Here is a 20,197-nt window from a genome sequence, read left to right as displayed (position 1 = left end):
TTTTATTATACCATTAACAAAATAAAATAACAATTTTTATCTTATGATAATTGTTATTTCCTATAATCCAATTCTATTGCTTTAAAAAACAACCTAATTAAGAATCAATTGGGTTGTTTTTTTATATACTTTTATTATCTTCAATATAAATATTAATTTTTATTTAAATTATTTAAAAATTATTAAACCAATCCAAATATCATATTTATAAAAGTTGCTATAATAGCAACTGGTGCAACCCATCTAATAAAAACTTTAAATGCACTATACCATGCTACTTCTATTTCTCCTGAATTGCTTATTTCATCTTTTACGTCATTATCTTTCATTACAAATCCTACAAATATTGCTATAAAGAAACCACCTATTGGTAACATAAGGTCAGAAATTTCAATCATCCAATCTAACAAAGCAAAGGAATGCCACTTTCCTCCTTTAAATAAAGGAAGATCAAACTTTATAATGCTGTAAGTTAAGGATTCAAAAGAACCTAACAAAGCTATTGTTGATGCAGCAACCAAAGTAGCTTTCTTTCTTGACATTTTCAAGTTCTCATTGAAGTATGCAACAACAACTTCTAAAAGAGATATTGAAGAAGTTAGTGCAGCTACTGCTAATAAAACAAAGAATAAAATTCCGAAAAAGTACCCTGCTGGCATTTTATTAAAAACATTAGGAAGAGTAAGAAATACTAATCCTGGTCCTGAAGTTGGCTCAACCCCAAATGCAAAAACTGCCGGAAAAATAGCCAATCCAGCTAATAAGGCTATTACCGTATCTGCTAAAGTTACTTGTAATGTTGTAATTCCAAGATTTTCTTTTTTGCCAATATATGAGCCATAAGTAACCATTGCTGCCATTCCTAAAGAAAGAGAAAAGAATGCATGCCCTAAAGCTGACATAATTGCAGTAGCATTTAATTTAGAAAAATCTGGTTTAAATAAAAATTCCAATCCTTCTTTAGCACCTGGTAATGTAATGGCTCTAATATCTAAAATTATTATAATTATCAACAATAAAGGCATTAATATTTTAGCATACTTTTCTATGCCATCTTTAACTCCACCTAGAATTACTCCTGCAGTTAAAACCATGAATATTAATTGCCACGCTACTGGTTGCCACGGATTAGTTATTAAAGTTGTAAAAATATTATTTAATTGTTCTGGTGATTGATTTTTAAATCCATTTGTAATAGCAAGAAATACATAATGCAACGTCCATCCAGCGATTACTCCATAAAAAGATAAAATAATATACCCTGTAACTAAGCCAAATGCACCTGTTAAATACCAAGGAGTATTAGGAGATAATTCTTGAAAGGATGCTACTGCATTTTTTCTAGCTCTACGTCCAATTACAAATTCCGCTAACATAACTGGCAAACCTATTAATACTATACAAATTAAATAAACAAGTATAAATGCTGCCCCACCATAAATACCTGTAATATAAGGAAATTTCCATATATTACCCAACCCAATTGCCAACCCTGCTGCCGCAGCTATTACGGCAAACTTTGAGGAAAATACCTCTCTTTGTCCATTGTTCTTTTCCATAATAATCCCCCTAAAATATTGTTTTTAATAAGCAAAACAAATTAAATTGCTTTAACTTATTTGGAAAGATTATAAACTATTTAAAGAACTTTGGCAATGTCAATTAATTGAATCTTCTTGCTGTATAGTAATCTGATCTGCTAGATAAAGTGGATATTTTTACAACATCCCCCGTTTGAGGAGCATGTATATAAGAATTATTGCCCACATAAATACCTACATGATGAACTGCTTTTCCTGCTTTAGCAAAAAATACCAAATCTCCTGGTTGTAAATCAGATTTTTCTACATAAGATCCAGCTTTAGCTTGGTCTCTTGATACTCGTGGTATAGAAATTCCAAAATGAGCCATTACATACTGAGTTAAACCAGAACAATCAAAACTACTTGGTCCAGTGGCTCCCCAAACATATGGTCTTCCAAGAAAATTAGAAGCATAAGCAACTAAAGCATTAGAAGAAATATCTACGCTTCCTCTTGAAGGTGTATACTCTGGAGTTTTTACTCTAGCTGCTTCTATAAGTTGTTCAGTTTCTTCAATAGCTTCTTTATCTTCGTTTACTGCATTTGCATAAGCTGTTGCTTGTTCTTTTGCCTCATTTATATATTGCTGTTGTTCTTCTTGATCTAATTTAAGCTTGTCCATTTTATCTGTATAATTTTTCATAGCTAAAGAAAAATTAGAATTCTCTTTTTCCATAGCTTGTTTACTTTTTTCAATCTCAGCTTTTTTCTCATTTAAGCTTTCAATTATTTCATTGTCTAATTCAGTAATGGTTCTTATTATTTCAATTCTTTTAAATAAATCACTTAAATTTTCAGAACCCATTAAAATTTCTAAATATCCCGTATTTCCGTTAATGTATAATGCAGCCATTCTAGAATCATATAATTCCTTTTCTGCCTCCATTTCATTCTCAGCCTTTTCTATGTCCATTGTTGCATTTTCTATTGATATTTCTATGTCTTTAATTTTTTCTTGAACTTCTGTTATCTCATATAAAGTATTTTCAATCTCATAATCCATCTCTTCAATTTTTGAATTTATTTCTTCTACGATTTTCTGTGCATCACTTAATTGATTTTTAGAAACATTTAATTCTTCATTTTGTTTTTCCAGTAATTCCTGTAAAGTTTCGCCATAAACTACCACTGAAGAAATATTTGATAATAGTATACATGCTGTCAAAACTGTAGCTGCTAATCTTTTTTTCACCAAATCACTCCTTAAAATTAATACAGTATTTATTATATCATTTAATTCAACACTTTTCATCTTTTTTCGACATTGTTATTATTTTGTTTAAATTTGCTTTAATTTTATTCATAAAAATGGTATTAAAGAAATTATTTACTACGCATTTTAGTAAATAATTTCTTTTTATAGAAATCATTCTATGATAAATTAATCTTAGCCAATGATTAATTTGCTAATTTTAACCAAAATTGCATAATTACTTTGACAATTCATTCATTATTATATATATTATTAGTATATTAAAGTTAAAAAAAGGGGGTTTTACTTTTGAAATCAATTAATTTTTACATCGAAAGTGGCGACAAAAAAATTTCTACTAATGAAATAATTCTTGAATTAAAAGAACAGTGGAAAAACACAGGGAAAAGAATCAAAGATATGAAATCCGTAAATATTTATTTTAACACAGATGAAACTTGTGCTTACTGTTTAATAAACGATAGTGAGACTATCAAAATTCAAAAGTAATAAAAATGTGGACAAAGGGCGTCCACATTTTTATTTATTTACTTTTTTATTGCCTTGTTAATATGTAAATTCAAATTTTTCACCCTTAAGAAATCTCTTGCATAACAACTTCCCCTTACAATCGAAACAAAATCGACTAGCTTTATCACTTTCATAAATTATTTTGCTGAGTTTAGATTCATGATTATCCCTAATCCTGTGATTTTTAATAGCATTTTTTATCAACTTTATCTCTTGTTTTGTGAAATTTTCTTTACAAAGTATCTCTTCACATAAATCAGAACTAATCACTGCATGATCCTCACCAGACTCGTACTCTTTCCAACGCCCTATATCATGTAGCAAAGCCGTTGCATAGATTAAGTCTTTGGCTATGTCTAGATTTTCTTCTAAAGACATAATATAAGCAATTCTAGCCACATCTAGCAAGTGATTTAAATCATGGTGGCAAAAAACTCTGTCTTTTTCTGCAATCATATTTTTGTTTATAAACATATTAAATTGTTCATTTCTAAGAATTTTATTTATTCTGTCCATAGTAAAATACTCCTACTTAATTTTTCTAACCTGTTTGTCATTAAGATTATCAACTATATCTTTAATTTTAGCCTGATTTATTATTAAATCTGGGTTTATTTCATATAAAGGAATCATAACAAAAGCTCTTTCAAACATACTTTTATGAGGAACAGTTAATTTTTCGCTTTGAGAAGAAAACTCTTCATATAATAAAATATCTATATCAATTGTTCTTGGCCCCCACCTTATAATTCTCTCCCTTTTCAACTCTTTTTCAACATAATTGCAATAATCTAATAAATCTATAGGCATCAAAGTTGTTTTTATCTCTACTGCAACATTCAAAAACCATTCCTGTTCAGTATATCCTACTGGTTCAGTTTCATAGTAAGAAGATACTTGGGTTACCTGAATTTCTTTGTGTTTATTAAGAAATTCCATTGCCTCAATAATATTTTTTCTTTTATCTCCAACATTTCCACCTAAGCTTAAATATGCTTTACTCATATTTTTTTCTCCTTATATCTACACCAAAATAATCAAATATACCTCTTACAGGAGCTTCAGGTTTTTTTATAACAACTCTTATTTCTTCTACTAAATCAAATTTATCAATAACATTTTGAGCAATACTTTCTCCTAATGCTTCAATCAAGCTAAATCTTTCATTTTCTACAATATTTTTAACTAATTCATAAACCTGTCCGTAGTGAACTGTATCTACAACAGAATCAGATTTTCCCGCCTTTTGTAAGTCAACATATAATTCTATGTCCACAAAGAATTTTTGTCCAAGGACATTTTCTTCCTTCAACGCTCCATGATAACCGAAAAAACCCAAATTTTTCATTAATATTCTATCCACGGCTTTGCTCCTCTCACTATAGTATCCGCCACTTTTACAGCCCTATAATTTTCTTTTACATCATGAACTCTTATAATATCAGCCCCTAGCATAACCCCAATTACTGATGTACTTACAGTTCCTTCAACTCTTTCTGATGCCTCTAAATCTAAAATTTTGCCTATCATAGATTTTCTTGATGTTCCTAAAAGAACTGGAAATCCTAATTCATTCAATTCATTCAACCTACTCATAACCAGAATATTTTGTTCTGGAGTTTTTCCAAAACCTATACCTGGGTCTAAAATTATTTTATCTTTTTCAATTCCTGCAGATAAAGCGATATCTATGGATACTCTAAAAAATTCTTTTATTTCCTCCATAATATCATTTCTATATTCATTACCGTTTTTATTATGCATAATAACTACCGGAACTTTGTACTTAGCAACTACCTTAGCCATTCTTTCATCCTTTTGAAGTCCCCATATATCATTGATAATATGAGCACCTAATTCTAAAACTTTTTCAGCCACTTGCCACTTATAAGTATCCACAGAAATAGGTACAGCTACTTCTTTTAATAATTTTTTCACCGCTGGAACTACTCGATTCAATTCTTCTTCTATAGTAACTTCTTCTGCGCCGGGTCTTGTGGATTCCCCTCCTATGTCGATAATAGAGGCTCCTTCTTCTATCATTTGCTTTCCTTGTTTAAGAATATCTTCTAGCGCTTCATATTTCCCTCCATCAGAAAAAGAATCAGGAGTTACATTTAGAATACCCATAATATGAGTTTTTTCACCTAATTTCAGGGTGAAGTCACCACATTTTAAATTTTTACCTTTATTATCTCTACTTATATATTCCCTCATTTTAATCCTCCAAATTTTTCATCAGCGTTTTGGTGATATAATTAATTTTTAAAGACAATTCTTTATTTTCCAACCTTGAAACTGGCATAATTTCCATCAAAGAATTTGTGATAAAAATTTCGTCTGCTGATAGCAAGTCATTTCCCTCAATTTCTTTAATTATTAATTCTATTCTAAGTTCTCTAGCTAAATTAATAACTTTTTCTCTAATAATCCCTTCTAGTAAACCGCACTCTCTAGATGGAGTATAAATAATACTATTTTTCACAAAAAATATATTTGTGAAAGTTCCCTCACAAACTTTATTATTCACATTTAAAAAAATTCCTTCATCATACCCTTTTGCTTGAATTCTCTTTTTATTAAAAATATTATCTAAATAATTATTAGTTTTTAAATATACAAGTGGAGAGTAAGGATTTTTTTTATAATCACAAAAACACAATTTAAAACCCTTCTCATAACATTCTCTATTGTAAACTATATCTTTCCAGATTATAATTAAATTATTACCCTTAATATTTTTACAGTATATTATTTTTAATGCACCATTAATTACACCATTTCTTTTTATAAGTTCTGAGGCAAAATTCTCAATATCATTATAATTCCACTCAATATCCAAATCCAAAATAATGCATCCTTTTAAAAGTCTTTTTACATGTTCCTTCATAAATATTGTTTTATTATTTTGGATTTTAACAGTTTCAAATAATCCATATCCATACATGAAATCTTCTCCTAATGGAAATATTTTCATATCTTTTTCTTCAATTAATTCACCATTCAAAGATAAGAACATCTTACTCACCACCATTAAGTGTTTTTATTAAAGCTTTGGCTTTATGAAGGCTTTCTTCATACTCTAACTCACTATCAGAATCCCAAACTATACCTCCACCTACTCCAAAACTAGCTTTATTACCTTTACACACTATTGTTCTAATAACAATATTAAGATCTACATCTCCATTAAAACCAATATACCCAATAGACCCCGTGTATATATTTCTAGTATTTGGTTCTATTTCATCTATAATTTCCATAGCTCTTATTTTAGGTGCTCCTGTAATTGATCCTCCTGGAAAAGTTGCTTTTAAACAATCAACCACATCATACTCATCTTTTATTTCTCCTTTAATTGTAGAAACAAGATGATACACTGTTGCGTATTTTTCTAAGTGAAATAGCTCAGTAACTTTTACCGTACCCGTTTTACATATCTTACCTAAATCATTTCTTTCTAAATCAACTATCATTAACAATTCAGCCTTATCTTTTTCACTATTTAATAATATCTCTTTGTTTTTATTATCTTCCTCTTGGGTCTTTCCTCGAGGAATAGTTCCCTTTATTGGTCTAGTTTCTATTACTTTATCTTGTATTTTAATAAATCGTTCAGGAGAACTGCTAACAATTTGCCCTTCTTTAAAATCAAAATAGCTAGCAAATGGGGCAGGATTGATTTTTCTTAATCTTTTATATATGTCAAAAGAGGTTTCATTTATATGGCATTGAAATCTTTGAGTTAAGTTAACTTGATATACATCTCCTTCTTCAATATAATTTTTAACTTTCTTTAAGCACGTGATATAATCTTTTTTATTCAAATTAGATTGTAAATATATTTCTTCAGTTAAGCCTTTATCAATAATACTTTGAGTTTCCTTCATTATTTTATCAGTATTTATATTTATTCGATTATTAATTGTATCTAACACTTTGTCACAATCTTCTTCCATACCTAGTGCTGCAATAAATACTTTATTTTCCAAATGATCCACTATAATGACTCCATCATAAACACCTAATACACAATCTGGAATATTCATATCATCAATAGCTGTGGTATTAATATTTTCTAAATGGTGATACATATCATATCCAAAATAACCAACCACTCCCCCAATAAAAGGAAATGGTGTTTTATATGATAATGTATATTTTTTTAAAATTTCTTTCAATTTTTCAAAAGGATTTTCAAAAAAAATATTTTCCTGATCTTTTTTAGTAATTTTTATTTCATTTCCTTTGCTTTTAAACACCAAAAGAGGATTTGAACTTATAAAAGAGTACCTTCCTAATTTGTCATGATCCATCCCACTATCTAGGAAAAAAACATATTCATCATTCTTAAAAATCTCAAATAATTGAAAACTAGTAAGTTTAGTTTCAATTTCCTTTATCTTTATCTTCATTTTCCATGCCTCTTTTCCATAGCTTGCTTTAAAAAGTTATGTAGAATTTCCATGCCACATTCGGTTAAAATGGCTTCTGGATGGAATTGAACTCCTTCAATAATATATTTTTTATGACTAATACCCATAATTTCTCCATCATTTGTTTCAGCTGTTATCTCAAGACATTTAGGTAAAGTTTCCTTTTCAATAACTAAAGAATGATATCTAGTAACATTTAAAGGATTTTTTAAATCTTTAAAAACACCTATGTTTCTATGTTTAATAGAATGAACTTTACCATGAACTGGTTCTCTAGCTTTTATTATATTAGCTCCAAAAACCTTACCTATGGTTTGATGTCCCAAACATATTCCTAAAATAGGGATTTTCCCTTTAAATTCTTCTATAACTTTTTTACAAATACCTGTTTCTTCTGGAGTACAAGGGCCTGGAGAAATAACAATAATACTAGGATTTAAATTTATTATCTCTTTTAAATCTATTGAATCATTTCTATATACTAAAACTTCTTCCTTCAATTCTTCCAAATACTGAACTAAGTTGAAAGTAAAAGAATCATAATTATCAATCATTAATATCAAAGAAAACTTCCTTTCTATTCTTTAGTAATGTAGCTTTATTATTAAATACATTATACATCATTATTTACTTTATGTTAAAATAAAATATTATGTTTTAGTTCAAAAAACTAAAAACCCTAGAGATAAATCTCTAGGGTTGAAAAGTCTAATTATTAGATAACTGTAATGTTCTCAGCTTGAGGACCTTTAGCGCCTTTAACAACTTCAAAGTTAACTTTTTGTCCTTCTTCTAAAGTTTTGAATCCTTCTTTGTTGATTTGAGAAAAGTGAGCGAAAACGTCATTTCCTTCTTCTGTAGTGATAAATCCAAATCCTTTTTCTGAGTTAAACCATTTAACTGTTCCTGTCATTTTTCGTACCTCCGAAATTTTTATTCCTTTAATTCTTGTGAAAATAAACAATCAATAAAAACTTCGAAATCTATATATTTAAGTAATCTTAATTTTATATAATTCGAAAATAGTTCATATACCAATTTATTTACTTCTGAATCAAGGTTCTACATAATAATACTACCAATAGATAAATAAATCAAGTGTTTTTTATAAATATTTGTTATTTTTTTTAAAATTCCTCAAATTCTATACGTTTACTTTCGAATATAAAGCTTTTTTATTAATAAATCATTTATAAATTTCTTAATTTTTGTTATACTTAATCTGCTTGAGAAAGCAATAAAGAAAAGAGGTAAAATAAATGTTTAATTTTAAAAATCTAGGAATAAACGAAAAACTTGTATCAATATTAGAAAGGGACGGTATTATTATCCCTACTCCTATTCAAGAAAAATCTATCCCATTAATAATTAATAATAATGACATAATAGCTGAAGCACAAACTGGAACTGGAAAAACTCTTGCTTTTCTACTCCCTATGTTTGAAAATATTGATGAAAATTCTTCCGTTACACAAGGATTAATCTTAACTCCTACCAGGGAACTAGCAATCCAAATTACAGAAGAAGCAAAAAAGCTTGCAGAAGGTAAAGCTCTTAATATTTTGGCTGCTTACGGTGGTAAAGATATTGGCTCTCAATTAAAGAAATTAAAAAATGGCGTTCACATAATTGTTGCAACCCCCGGAAGACTGCTAGATCACCTTAAAAGAGGAACAATAAACCTAGAAGCTTTAAACACATTAGTTTTAGACGAAGCTGATCAGATGCTTTTTATGGGTTTCAAAAATGAAGTTGAAGCTATAATAAAATATACAAAGAAAGACAGGCAAACTCTTTGTTTTTCTGCCACTTTAAATTCTGCAGTAAAAAAACTTTCTTATAGATATATGATAAATCCTACTGAAGTTTTAATAGAAAAAGAATCTGAAACCTTAGAAAACATCAAACAATTCTTAATTGAAACAACTGATAGAAAAAAACAAGACGCATTATGTTCAGTTTTAGACAAAGAAAATCCTTTTATGGCTATAATATTCTGTAGAACTAAAAGAAGAGCGGATGATTTAGAAGAAGGTCTTTATAAAAGAGGCTATGATTGCAAAAAAATTCACTCAGATATTCCTCAACCTAAAAGAGAGAGAATAATGAAAGATTTTAAAAATTGCAAGTTTCAATATTTAATTGCCACTGATGTTGCTGCCAGAGGACTAGATATAAGTGCCGTATCTCATATTTATAACTATGACATCCCCGAAAATGCCGAAGCCTATATCCATAGAATAGGTCGTACTGGAAGAGCGGGACAAGAAGGATATACATATCTTTTTGTTGCCCCTAAAGATATGGAGATTTTGAAAAGAATAGAAAGTGAAATAGATTTAGAAATACCTAGAATGGTTTTATAATTGCAAAGCAAAATCATTATTTATTTTTTTAATTCTCCCTTCTCCATTGTCCATTAAGAAAAATTGCGATACGCTAGTACGCAATTTTTCTCTATTCCCTTTTATTATTTCTTATTGCATAAATTTCAGCTCCTATATAAATAATAATAGGTAGTATAACTTGGAATGGGAAAGCATAATAAGGCCATACTTCAATAGCCCAACTACTCATATCCATTATACTTTCATAGATAAAGGTTCCCATAATAAACATAGTAATTCCCATAGGGGTTACTGAAAATTTATAATTCTTTGAATTAAATATTTTTGATACTCCTCTACAAGTGGCAAATAAACATATACTTATTTTTATTATCCCTCCTATCAAAAACATTAAAGATGCAAATATCTCTATCCTTTGAATAAAATTACCTAAGTCAATCCTTCTAACAACTGTATAAGCAGTGAAGTAATACATGCCTGCACCATCCGCTCCTATGACTAACACATCTGTAAGAGAAGTCAAAACTAGCATTGATCCCCCAAGAAGCATTCCAATAATATAAATTCTAGGCTTTTCTTTTTCCCGAAAAGAAGTGAACACCATAGTAAATATAATTATTTCTCCAAATGGAAAAGAAAAAGTAGAAAAAGCGCCTCTCAAAACTGGTTTTATTCCGTCATATAAAATTGGTTGTATATTTTCAATATGCATAGATGGTATCAAAAGTATAACAATCATAGATATAAATATAACTAATAAAATAGCTGCCATTTCTCCCCATCGCCCTACTACACCTATTCCATACTTAACAGACATTATACATAGAAAACTTATAATAATAGCTGGGATAATTATTGGCGTTTCATTTAAACTAATTATATTAATGAAATATATAAAATTATTAATAACCAATGCTCCTAAATGTAATGAAAACCAAATATATACCAGCGAAATTACTCTTCCTAAAATAGGCCCAAAAACAATATCAATAATATCATATAAATCCTTTCCTTTAAAAATATAAAGTAGCCTCTGAAATAAAATTAAAATAGGAGTAATAGCTACCATTGAAATTAGTGTGGCAATCCACACATCTTTTTTTGCAGCTATACCTGGGGTAATAATAGTAGAACTCCCAGAAATAAACAACACTATTAAACTTATTGCTTGTTTATAGGTTAATTTTTCTTCTCCCACTTTTATCTCTCCTCACTTTATAAAAACAAAAACTATTTTTTCGATAAATTTTGCAGGGCTAGCAACCTTTACTCCCAATATAAGCAATGAAGCTAGTATCATAGAAAACCCCATCATTGTTCCATAAATTATTAGTTCCTTCACTTCATTATTCTTTAATAGTATTTTGCCCTCAATAAATCCTACTAACCAATATAAAATTACTACTATAATTACTTTCATTGTCTACTCTCCTAATTTTATAGGCTTTGAAATCAACCCACTATCTCTTATGTTTATATTTACATCCACATCTATTTCTAAACTTTTAAAATACTCTCTCCATTTTGGTTGAATAGTGCTTTTCCATTCCTTAGGCATTTTTCTCATTATAATGCCTGAAAATCCAAAAATATCATTGCAAAACCCCTGCTGTGTTTTCTTTACTACATTCTCAATTTGCTTTTTTAGATAAATTTCTGCTTTTTCTTGCAATATGTCTCGCCCTTTTTTTTCAATAAAATCAAATTCCCCTCCTAATTGATCTATACTTGTTTCCATGTTTACTTGAATCATAAGTTTAATTTTGTTTTCATCAAACAAAGGTAAAATCTTGGTTTTAGATTTTATTATTCCCAATGTATTTACATATGTTTTATTATCTATATTACAATTAACTACAATTAAACCACCCTTTAATTTATCTTGTAGAATAAGTATAGCTTTAGATTCTTCTTCATCAAACCATTGAACATTCTTACCTCCTTGAAAGCTGACACTTCCCGTCAAGTTAAAAGTATTTTCCCCTTTATTAGAAATAAGTTCTATTCCAGGTGCTATAGGCGATACTCCCTGTTCAAAAAGGATTTCTGTAAATTCCCATACATCTACAGCTGCAAAATTAGAAACATTATCTCTGTTTATAATAGCATTATTTATGCTAAATGATGCTATTCCTGATTCCTCTTTATGTACCTTATTTAAAACCTCACCTGCTGTTTTCTCAAGCGAAACAATTAATTTCATATCTCCTCTCATCTCAGTGGACCTGTTGACACTATCAATAATTGATATTAAATCTTCTTCATCAATATCTTTACTTAAAATTAGAATTTTGGAATGAGAATAATATGCTTTCTTACCTGATATCTGAATTATTTCTAAAAAAGCTTCATCTACAGTTTTTCCAGAGGCTTCTACTATTTTTGAAGCCATTCCCGTTGTTTCTTTACTGCTTAAGGGATCTATTAACTCTACAGTTATTTTATACATACCATTTGATTTATCTTTGTCAATGGCAATTCCTGCAACTATAGACATATCATCAATTTCCCTATAATTCCAGCAAGACGAAAGAAACATAGAATTTATAATAAACAAAAGTATTATAACAATATTTTTCATATGCTTCATCTTAATATCATCCTTTTAATCTTATTGATTTTTATCCCCAATAATAAATTTTTTCTTTTTCTTTAGGTTTTCCCATGATGCCCTAACATAAACGTCTTTAAGGTCTTTTAAGCCTATTCTCCCGTAACTATACATATAATCTACTCCAAAAGATTTCATGGAAAATAAATAAAGTGAAATTCCGATTGCTTCAAATATATATCCATATAACCCCAAAAAAGAAGAGGCAAATAAAATCGTAAATCTTATTACTAGTATAGAAGTAACCATTTTAGGAAGAGCAAATCCACTAATTGCTGTGATTGCTACTACAATAACCATAGGGGCACTAACAAAATTTGCATTAACAGCGGCATCTCCCAACACTAGTGCTCCTACTATACTAATTGCCTGCCCTATATTTTTGGGCATTCTCGTTCCTGCCTCTCTTAATAATTCAAAAGCAACCATCATTAATAACGCTTCTACCACAGTTGGAAAAGGAACCCCTTTTTCTGCAGCTGCAACTCCTAAAACTAAAGGTGTTGGTATTAATTCTTGGTGAAATGTTGTTAATGCCACATATAAAGCAGGTACGCTGGTAGCAAATAAAAATGCTAACATTCTCAGCATTCTATTTAAAGTGCCATAAATAAAATTACTATAATAATCTTCGTTAACTTGAAAGTATTCTTCAAATAAAAAAGGTATAGTCATAACAAAAGGGGTTCCATCACACAATATAGCAATTCTGCCTTCTAACAGCTTACCTGCTATTGTATCTGGTCTTTCTGTGGTTCCTACAGTTTCAAAAATAGAATAAGGATGATCTTTTATTGATTCTTCAATATAACTAGATTCCAAAACCCCATCAATCTGAATTTTATCTATCCTACTCTTTAAATCATCTAATATTTCTTGTGATGCTAGCCCTTCAATATAACATAAACTTATTTTTGTTTTAGTAACACTTCCCAATTCACTATAATTGAATTTTAACTTTGGAGATGTTATTTTTCTTCTTATTAAGGTTGTATTAATATTAATAGATTCCGTAAAAGCTTCTTTTGGCCCTCTTACTACAGCTTCTCCTTCAGACTCCTTGACACTTCTTTTACTCCATCCTTTAGTATTTACAAATATTATTCTATTTAAATTTTCAATGAATAATAATGTATCTCCGTATAGTACTTTTGTAACAGCTAAATTAATATCCTGGGTTTCTTGATTTTCATCTGTTCTAAGTACATTTTCCATAATATAATATGCAATATCTTTATTTGTATCAATATTATCCCTTATTATTGGATCAATTATATTTTCATTTATAACAGTAGTTCTACTCATACCATCTATAAATATAAGGCAAAATTTTATTCCACTTGCTTTATTTGTTATATATCTATATATAATTGAATCATCATTATTAAAAATATTACTTTGAAACATTTTTATATTCTCATCAAGAGAATTAGTTAATACATATTCGGTGCTATAGTCTTTTTGTTCAATGGGTTTCTTATATATTTCTTTACTCATAGTTACACCTCCTAAATAAATATTTATAATTTATAACTTTAAATATTTATTCATTAAATATATTATCTACAATAAGCCTTACAAATATTACAATGAAATTAGAATATAACAATAAAAAACCTCGTTAATTATATTAAATTAACGAGGCTTCTTTGGTATTTATCGAATTTGAAATAGCTTTATTTAATTCATTCATTTCTTTCGAAGTTAAATATCTCCATTTTCCTTTTGGTAATCCTTCCAATGTTATATTCATAATTCTAACTCTTTTAAGTTTTACAACTCTATATCCTAAATATTTACACATTCTTCTTATTTGTCTATTTAATCCTTGAGTTAAAATAATTGTAAATGTAAATTGATCTTCTTTTTTAACAAAACATTTCTTTGTTATAGTATCTAATATAGGAACCCCATTTGCCATTTTCTTAATAAATTCTTGAGTTATAGGCTTATCAACTGTTACTATATATTCTTTATCATGATTGTTTCCTGCACGAAGAATTTTGTTCACTATATCCCCATCATTAGTCAAAAATATTAATCCTTGAGAGGCTTTATCCAATCTGCCAATAGGGAATATTCTTTTAGGGTAATTAATATAATCAATTATATTATCTTTAATCTTACTTTCTGTGGTACAAGTTATACCTGTGGGTTTATTAAAAGCAATATAAACACTTTTTTCTTTGTTTTTTAAAGGAACTCCTTCCACTTCTATGCTGTCCCCCTCTGAAACCTTAGTACCCTTTTCTGCTAAACTTCCATTAATCGTTACTTTACCCGTTTCAATAAGTCTATCTGCTTCTCTTCTAGAACATATACCTGTTCCGCTAATAAATTTATTTAATCTTATTCCTTCACTATTTTCTAATACTTCTTCTGTTTCTTTAGATTCTAAAGACATATTTTTATTTACTATTGATTTATTATTGTGACTACTTAAGCCTTGTTTTTTCTCCTTATTAATACTTTTATGTTTTTCTATGGAGATATTTTCTTTTGTACTTAAGTTTTTTTTATTCTTCATTCCTTACCGTCCTTTATTTATTTAATTAAATTTATCTAGTTTTCTTACACGTCATTTTATTATACAACAAAAATAAAGATTTGAAACTAAATTAGTTTCAAATCTTTTAATCAATCTACATGAGTATAAGCCAAATTTCCCATTTTCATCATTTGAAAAATTGCATCAATAGTTGGATAACCCATTTCTTTTATCAATTGATCCACTGTGTTTTTAGAATTTTTTATCCCAGCCAAGGTAGCTAATACAACCAAATGGGCTAGTATTATTCCAAATACCCTGTTTGATTTTTTATTACCTTTAATTAAAGATTGTTTAAACTTTATCTGGAAGAAAAAATCATTATAAATATTTTGTACTTTCTTTCTTGGATAACTTAGATTAATAGTTTGTATCATATCGTATCCTCAAAATATTATTATTACTATATATATTGTTATTTTACTTAATATATGAATTTTTATTTTCCTTTATTCTTAAAGATACTAATTAAGTGGATTTATTGTAAATGAATATTCATAAGTCTGGTTTGCATAGATAGTGAAATCAGCATGGGTTTTAGCTTGCCAACTATCATCTCCTCCAACTCCCATTTGTTTATGATTGATTCTAACTACCACTTTTTCTTTTTTAGGAAGTTTATAAGGATGATCATAACTTTCTAGTTCATGAGGAGTATAAGGTAATACATTAACCTCCATAGTAGGCTCTCCTTTAAATATTAATCCTTTATTATTATCATCTTTCACTTCCATATATCTTACATCTGTTTTATTTCCACATTCTTGGGGTGCTAAATAAGGTACAAATTGATCTTCTACTTTTCCTTGGTAAATGCCAAGTTTTGCACTAGTTTTTTTGTCCCAATAGTTTTCATGAGGGCCTCTTCCATACCACTTTAAGTTTGAATAAGCTTTATCCATAACAAAAATCATCCCTATCTCAGGTATTTCCGGCTGATTCTTACCTGGTGTGAAAGTAAATGAAACTTTTATTGTTCCATTTATTTTTATGTGATATTTAATTGAAATATAAGAATTAGTTTTACTTAAATAATATTGATTTATCACTCTAACTTCTTCTCCACCATCCTCAATTACCATGGACAGAAGTTCTCTATTTTCGCCTTCATTTCTCCAAATACCACATCTTTCTGGTAGCTGATTTCCTTTATCATTATCAATGGATGCTCTCCAGAAATTCACTTTTGAAGGTTCTTTCATTAGCTCTCTACTATCAACAAAATAGCTTTCCAAATTACCAGTACTACTATTAAACTTAATAGTAAAATTTTCTCCACTTACTATTACATTTTCACTTTCTTTTACTACCACCAATAATCTATCTTCTATATTATCTATTTCTTCATTTTGTATTTCAGCAACTGTAGTTTTAGTAGGTATCATAAATTGTTCAAAAGCTACTTCATGACCTTTTTCTGCCCATTTTGTACTTTTTTTAGTATAAGCAGTTATTGTCAAAGCAAACTCTTCACTGAATTTAACATCTTTTATAGCTTCATAAGATATTTCAATTTCTTTACTACTTAAAGGGTCTAATTCAATAAAAAGTTCTTTTTCATCAATTTTAACTCCATTTTTCTCTATAATATATTTGAAATAAAATTCGTTCAAATTAGTAAATAGAAACTTATTAATAACTTGGATTTTTCCATTTTTTATGTCTAAAACTTTAAAATCTATATTTTGATAACACTTTTTGACTTCATAAATTTTCGGCGAAACATTTCTATCTGCAAAAATCAGTCCATTTCCACAAAAATTTCCATCATTAGGGGTATCACCAAAATCTCCACCATAAGCCATATACTCTATGCCATCTTCTGTTTTAGTTTTTATAGATTGATCTATCCAGTCCCAAATAAAACCACCTTGAAGAATAGGATATTTATCAAACTGCTCAGTATATTTGTACAGATTTCCACAAGAATTTCCCATAGCATGAGCATACTCACATAGTATAAAAGGTTTCTTAGGATTATTTAATGCATATTTTTCATTATATTCCGGTGTAGTATACATTGTACTTTCCATATCCGATGCTGCTTCTGACTCTCTATAATGGAATAATCCTTCATAATGAACTAATCTAGAAGTATCTTTTGATTTTATAAAATCGTACATTTTAATAAAATTACTTCCCCCAAAACTTTCATTTCCTAAGGACCATATAACAATAGAAGGGTGATTTTTATCTCTTTCCACCATAGAATTACATCTATCAATCAAAGCAGGTGTCCATTCTTCTTTATCTCCAGGAACAGTTTCACCAATTCCAACTTGCCCATATACCCATGACCCGTGAGTTTCTAAATTATTTTCATCAATTACATATAATCCATATTCATCACATAAATCATACCAAAGAGTATTATTTGGATAATGGGATGTTCTCACAGAATTAATATTGTATTTCTTCATTAATAGTATATCTTCAATCATTTCTTCATAGCCAATAGCTCTTCCTTTTGTGCAAGAAAATTCATGTCTATTAACACCTTTAAATACTATTCGTTTACCATTTATAAGCATCAATCCATCTTTTAATTCAAACTTTCTAAAACCTACTCTAGAGCTTATAGCTTCAATTATTTCGCCCTTTTCTTTTAAAGTAAGAACCAACTTATATAAATTTGGATTCTCAGCACTCCATTTATTAGGATTTTGGATTTCAGCACTTAAGTTAATTGAAGAAGATTTTTTTCCATTTAAATCCAACTCAATTTTTAAAGATGTTTCAAATACTTTTTGATTTTCTTCATCATAAAGTTCTGCTTCAAATATTAAATCTTCATTATTTTTACCAAAATAGTTAGTTACCTCAGCTTTAATATTTAATAATCCATTCTCATAGTTTTCATCCAAATCAGCAAGTACAAAATAATCATATATATGAATTTCTGGTGTGCAGTAAAGATATACATCCCTAAAAATTCCACTCATTCTCCAAAAATCTTGATCTTCAAGCCAACTAGCATCACTCCACCTATAAACTTCAACAGCTAATTTATTTTCGCCTTTTTTTAAATAAGGTGTCAAATCATATTCAGAAGGAGTAAAACTATCTTGACCAAATCCTACTAATTCCCCGTTAATCCATAGATAAAAAGCTGATTCTACTCCCTGAAAACTTATATGAATAGGTTTACCCTCCCAATCACCAGGTACCTCAAAGCTTGTAATATATTGTCCAACAGGATTATATTTTGTAGGAGCAAAAGGTGGTTTTAAATCTTCATGCCCTACCCATGGATAAGTCACATTAGTGTATTGTGGAAAATCATATCCTTCCAACTGCCAATGAGCTGGAACATTTATTTCTTTCCATTCACTACAATCATACTTTTCATCATGAAATTCTTTGTTTCTTTTATCAGCATTTTCTGCAAAATTAAATTTCCATTTTCCATTTAAAGACTTATAGTGCTTAGATTCTTTAGCATTACCTATTAAAGCTTCTTCTACTGAATCAAATGGCATCAATGTAGCATGAGCCTTCATTCTATTTAATTGAAAAATCTCAGGATTATTATTCCATTCCGGATATTTATTTGATGGTGATGTATACTTAAATTTTTCTTTCATATAAAATTCCCCCTGAACCTTATTATTTATTAAATACTATATTTCTTACTTTATATAAACATACCCTTTTGCCTTTAATTTATGCACAAAGTTTGTTTATACATAATAATCAAAATATAATTATATTATAAATATTCTAAAAATAACAGTCTATATAAATATTTTGGGTAAAACATAACTATACTAATCAATTTATTCAATAATTAAGCTTTATTTGGATTAAAGCACAAAAAAACACGCCTGCTACAGCAGGAGTGTTTTTTATGATACGCTTTCTACATTATTTAATTCTAGTTTAAAATTATCTTTTATAACGTCAAGATAAAGCGCTTTTAATTTAAGTTGCTCGCATCTTTCTTCTTCTGATAAAATAGTTTCTTTCCCTTTGTGATATAAAAAATCAATACGCTCCATAACTTTTTTAAATTCCATTACTACATCCCCTTAGTTCTAGATAATATTTTAAAAACCCTTAAAAAGAATTATATCACAAAAGTTCATAATTAGCTAAAAAGTTTTTTTAAAAAGCTGGAACTATACTTCCTTTATAATTTTCTTCAATGAATTTTTTAACTTCATCAGAGTTTAAAGCCTCAACTAAAGCCTTAATTTCTTCGCTTTCTGCATTGTCTGGTCTTACAGTTAAGATATTTGCATAAGGTGAATCAGCATTTTCTATAAATAATGCATCTTTAGTAGGGTTCAAATCTGCTTCTAATGCAAAATTTGTATTAATTATAGCAAAATCTACATCTTGAAGAACTCTAGGTAGTTGAGCAGCTTCTAATTCTTGGAATTTTAAATTTTTTGGATTTTCCACAATGTCTAATGGTGTTTGAGTTAATCCTGTTGCATCTTTCAACTTAATAATTCCTTGTTCTTGAAGAAGTATCAACGCTCTGCCTTCATTTGTAGCATCATTTGGTATAGCAACTGTAGCGCCTTCAACTATTTCTTCTATTGATTTAAGTTTATCAGAATATGCTCCAAGTGGTTCAACGTGAACTTTTGCTACAGACACTAATTCCATATTATTATTAGCTGCAAACTCTTCCATATAAGGTACATGTTGAAAAAAGTTTGCATCTAATTCTTTGTCATTTAAAGCAATGTTAGGTGTAACATAATCAGTAAATTCTTTTATTTCTAACTCATATCCTTTTTCCTGTAAAATAGGCTTAACTACATTTAATATTTCTACATGGGGTACTGGTGTTGCACCTACTACTATTTTTTTAAGTTCATTATTACTTTGTTCTGTTGATGAACTATCAATATTATTTACTGTTGAACATCCTACAAGAACTGATGCTGTTACCATTAATGTTGTTAAAACCAAGCTTAATTTTTTCATTTTTCTTTCC

At 28.7% G+C, this 20,197-nt stretch carries 21 protein-coding genes; 2 read left to right on the top strand and 19 right to left on the bottom strand.

The annotated features are described in order from the left end of the window. Positions 1 to 182 precede the first annotated feature (182 nt). Both BUB83_RS00605 and BUB83_RS00600 read right to left on the bottom strand, forming a co-directional pair. Positions 183 to 1,559: a sodium-dependent transporter gene (locus BUB83_RS00605; protein WP_073335931.1), complete on the bottom strand. Its 1,377-nt coding sequence runs from the start codon at positions 1,557 to 1,559 to the stop codon at positions 183 to 185. A 103-nt stretch (positions 1,560 to 1,662) separates the two neighbouring features. Continuing rightward, positions 1,663 to 2,775: a C40 family peptidase gene (locus tag BUB83_RS00600; RefSeq protein ID WP_073335928.1), complete on the bottom strand. Its 1,113-nt coding sequence runs from the start codon at positions 2,773 to 2,775 to the stop codon at positions 1,663 to 1,665. A 309-nt stretch (positions 2,776 to 3,084) separates the two neighbouring features. On the opposite strand from BUB83_RS00600, the gene BUB83_RS00595 reads away from it, so the two are divergent. After that, positions 3,085 to 3,285 carry a DUF6465 family protein gene (locus BUB83_RS00595; RefSeq protein WP_073335926.1) on the top strand — a complete coding sequence of 67 codons (201 nt, stop codon included), beginning with the start codon at positions 3,085 to 3,087 and terminating at the stop codon, positions 3,283 to 3,285. A 57-nt stretch (positions 3,286 to 3,342) separates the two neighbouring features. Here BUB83_RS00595 and BUB83_RS00590 read toward each other — a convergent pair whose 3' ends face one another. The 8 genes from BUB83_RS00590 to BUB83_RS00555 all read right to left on the bottom strand — a co-directional run bounded on the left by BUB83_RS00590 (position 3,343) and on the right by BUB83_RS00555 (position 8,655). Next, the gene (locus tag BUB83_RS00590) at positions 3,343 to 3,822 is read right to left on the bottom strand and encodes an HD domain-containing protein (protein WP_073335924.1); all 480 of its coding nucleotides are present in this window, start codon (positions 3,820 to 3,822) and stop codon (positions 3,343 to 3,345) included. Between the two features lie 12 nt (positions 3,823 to 3,834). Next, a complete protein-coding gene (gene folK / locus BUB83_RS00585) occupies positions 3,835 to 4,311 on the bottom strand; it encodes a 2-amino-4-hydroxy-6-hydroxymethyldihydropteridine diphosphokinase (RefSeq protein WP_073335922.1) in 477 nt (158 codons plus the stop codon). Next, positions 4,304 to 4,669: a dihydroneopterin aldolase gene (folB, locus tag BUB83_RS00580; protein ID WP_073335920.1), complete on the bottom strand. Its 366-nt coding sequence runs from the start codon at positions 4,667 to 4,669 to the stop codon at positions 4,304 to 4,306. The genes folK and folB overlap by 8 nt, the downstream gene beginning before the upstream one ends. After that, on the bottom strand, positions 4,654 to 5,523 hold the full coding sequence (gene folP / locus BUB83_RS00575; protein WP_084133333.1) for a dihydropteroate synthase: 870 nt from the start codon (positions 5,521 to 5,523) through the stop codon (positions 4,654 to 4,656). Before folP ends, folB begins: the two co-directional genes overlap by 16 nt. Before the next feature lies 1 nt (position 5,524). Beyond that, the gene (locus tag BUB83_RS00570) at positions 5,525 to 6,325 is read right to left on the bottom strand and encodes an aminotransferase class IV (protein WP_073335918.1); all 801 of its coding nucleotides are present in this window, start codon (positions 6,323 to 6,325) and stop codon (positions 5,525 to 5,527) included. Between the two features lies 1 nt (position 6,326). Further along, on the bottom strand, positions 6,327 to 7,721 hold the full coding sequence (gene pabB, locus BUB83_RS00565; protein ID WP_073335916.1) for an aminodeoxychorismate synthase component I: 1,395 nt from the start codon (positions 7,719 to 7,721) through the stop codon (positions 6,327 to 6,329). Next, positions 7,718 to 8,305: an anthranilate synthase component II gene (locus BUB83_RS00560; protein ID WP_073335914.1), complete on the bottom strand. Its 588-nt coding sequence runs from the start codon at positions 8,303 to 8,305 to the stop codon at positions 7,718 to 7,720. The genes pabB and BUB83_RS00560 overlap by 4 nt, the downstream gene beginning before the upstream one ends. A 152-nt stretch (positions 8,306 to 8,457) precedes the next feature. Next, entirely contained in the window at positions 8,458 to 8,655 is a 198-nt protein-coding gene (locus tag BUB83_RS00555) for a cold-shock protein (RefSeq protein ID WP_073335912.1), read from the bottom strand. 346 nt (positions 8,656 to 9,001) lie between these two features. Here BUB83_RS00555 and BUB83_RS00550 point away from each other — a divergent pair, with 346 nt between their 5' ends. Continuing rightward, positions 9,002 to 10,108: a DEAD/DEAH box helicase gene (locus BUB83_RS00550; protein ID WP_073335910.1), complete on the top strand. Its 1,107-nt coding sequence runs from the start codon at positions 9,002 to 9,004 to the stop codon at positions 10,106 to 10,108. 91 nt (positions 10,109 to 10,199) lie between these two features. Here BUB83_RS00550 and BUB83_RS00545 read toward each other — a convergent pair whose 3' ends face one another. The 9 genes from BUB83_RS00545 to BUB83_RS00505 all read right to left on the bottom strand — a co-directional run bounded on the left by BUB83_RS00545 (position 10,200) and on the right by BUB83_RS00505 (position 20,187). Further along, on the bottom strand, positions 10,200 to 11,288 hold the full coding sequence (locus BUB83_RS00545) for a GerAB/ArcD/ProY family transporter (RefSeq protein ID WP_073335908.1): 1,089 nt from the start codon (positions 11,286 to 11,288) through the stop codon (positions 10,200 to 10,202). Positions 11,289 to 11,300: 12 nt separating this feature from the next. After that, positions 11,301 to 11,510 carry a hypothetical protein gene (locus BUB83_RS00540; protein WP_073335906.1) on the bottom strand — a complete coding sequence of 70 codons (210 nt, stop codon included), beginning with the start codon at positions 11,508 to 11,510 and terminating at the stop codon, positions 11,301 to 11,303. A gap of 3 nt (positions 11,511 to 11,513) precedes the next feature. Continuing rightward, positions 11,514 to 12,680 carry a Ger(x)C family spore germination protein gene (locus BUB83_RS00535; RefSeq protein ID WP_073335904.1) on the bottom strand — a complete coding sequence of 389 codons (1,167 nt, stop codon included), beginning with the start codon at positions 12,678 to 12,680 and terminating at the stop codon, positions 11,514 to 11,516. A gap of 21 nt (positions 12,681 to 12,701) precedes the next feature. Continuing rightward, on the bottom strand, positions 12,702 to 14,198 hold the full coding sequence (locus BUB83_RS00530; RefSeq protein ID WP_073335902.1) for a spore germination protein: 1,497 nt from the start codon (positions 14,196 to 14,198) through the stop codon (positions 12,702 to 12,704). 133 nt (positions 14,199 to 14,331) lie between these two features. After that, complete coding sequence (gene rluF, locus BUB83_RS00525) at positions 14,332 to 15,228, bottom strand: 23S rRNA pseudouridine(2604) synthase RluF (protein WP_073335899.1); 897 nt, start codon at positions 15,226 to 15,228, stop codon at positions 14,332 to 14,334. A 110-nt stretch (positions 15,229 to 15,338) separates the two neighbouring features. Continuing rightward, positions 15,339 to 15,626 carry a hypothetical protein gene (locus BUB83_RS00520; protein ID WP_073335897.1) on the bottom strand — a complete coding sequence of 96 codons (288 nt, stop codon included), beginning with the start codon at positions 15,624 to 15,626 and terminating at the stop codon, positions 15,339 to 15,341. 87 nt (positions 15,627 to 15,713) lie between these two features. Further along, positions 15,714 to 18,833, bottom strand: a complete 3,120-nt coding sequence (lacZ, locus tag BUB83_RS00515) for a beta-galactosidase, LacZ type (RefSeq protein WP_073335895.1) — start codon at positions 18,831 to 18,833, stop codon at positions 15,714 to 15,716. A gap of 261 nt (positions 18,834 to 19,094) precedes the next feature. Then, a complete protein-coding gene (locus BUB83_RS00510) occupies positions 19,095 to 19,265 on the bottom strand; it encodes a DUF896 domain-containing protein (RefSeq protein WP_073335893.1) in 171 nt (56 codons plus the stop codon). 88 nt (positions 19,266 to 19,353) lie between these two features. Continuing rightward, the gene (locus BUB83_RS00505; RefSeq protein WP_073335891.1) at positions 19,354 to 20,187 is read right to left on the bottom strand and encodes a MetQ/NlpA family ABC transporter substrate-binding protein; all 834 of its coding nucleotides are present in this window, start codon (positions 20,185 to 20,187) and stop codon (positions 19,354 to 19,356) included. Positions 20,188 to 20,197: the final 10 nt, after the last annotated feature.

Origin of the sequence: Clostridium grantii DSM 8605 (assembly GCF_900129965.1) — a bacterium.
Taxonomy (GTDB): Bacteria; Bacillota; Clostridia; order Clostridiales; family Clostridiaceae; genus Clostridium_AF; species Clostridium_AF grantii.
Note: the sequence above shows the minus strand (reverse complement) of the source record. Positions and strands in the feature narration are given on the sequence as shown.

Bases quoted from the DNA above. Each gene is read 5' to 3' on its own strand.
- folK (WP_073335922.1), bottom strand. From the start codon at position 4,311: ATGAGTAAAGCATATTTAAGCTTAGGTGGAAATGTTGGAGATAAAAGA.
- BUB83_RS00535 (WP_073335904.1), bottom strand. From the start codon at position 12,680: ATGAAGCATATGAAAAATATTGTTATAATACTTTTGTTTATTATAAAT.
- BUB83_RS00530 (WP_073335902.1), bottom strand. From the start codon at position 14,198: ATGAGTAAAGAAATATATAAGAAACCCATTGAACAAAAAGACTATAGC.
- lacZ (WP_073335895.1), bottom strand. From the start codon at position 18,833: ATGAAAGAAAAATTTAAGTATACATCACCATCAAATAAATATCCGGAA.
- BUB83_RS00590 (WP_073335924.1), bottom strand. From the start codon at position 3,822: ATGGACAGAATAAATAAAATTCTTAGAAATGAACAATTTAATATGTTT.
- BUB83_RS00540 (WP_073335906.1), bottom strand. From the start codon at position 11,510: ATGAAAGTAATTATAGTAGTAATTTTATATTGGTTAGTAGGATTTATT.
- BUB83_RS00520 (WP_073335897.1), bottom strand. From the start codon at position 15,626: ATGATACAAACTATTAATCTAAGTTATCCAAGAAAGAAAGTACAAAAT.
- pabB (WP_073335916.1), bottom strand. From the start codon at position 7,721: ATGAAGATAAAGATAAAGGAAATTGAAACTAAACTTACTAGTTTTCAA.
- BUB83_RS00550 (WP_073335910.1), top strand. From the start codon at position 9,002: ATGTTTAATTTTAAAAATCTAGGAATAAACGAAAAACTTGTATCAATA.
- BUB83_RS00510 (WP_073335893.1), bottom strand. From the start codon at position 19,265: ATGGAATTTAAAAAAGTTATGGAGCGTATTGATTTTTTATATCACAAA.
- BUB83_RS00505 (WP_073335891.1), bottom strand. From the start codon at position 20,187: ATGAAAAAATTAAGCTTGGTTTTAACAACATTAATGGTAACAGCATCA.
- BUB83_RS00570 (WP_073335918.1), bottom strand. From the start codon at position 6,325: ATGTTCTTATCTTTGAATGGTGAATTAATTGAAGAAAAAGATATGAAA.
- rluF (WP_073335899.1), bottom strand. From the start codon at position 15,228: ATGAAGAATAAAAAAAACTTAAGTACAAAAGAAAATATCTCCATAGAA.
- folP (WP_084133333.1), bottom strand. From the start codon at position 5,523: ATGAGGGAATATATAAGTAGAGATAATAAAGGTAAAAATTTAAAATGT.
- BUB83_RS00555 (WP_073335912.1), bottom strand. From the start codon at position 8,655: ATGACAGGAACAGTTAAATGGTTTAACTCAGAAAAAGGATTTGGATTT.
- BUB83_RS00605 (WP_073335931.1), bottom strand. From the start codon at position 1,559: ATGGAAAAGAACAATGGACAAAGAGAGGTATTTTCCTCAAAGTTTGCC.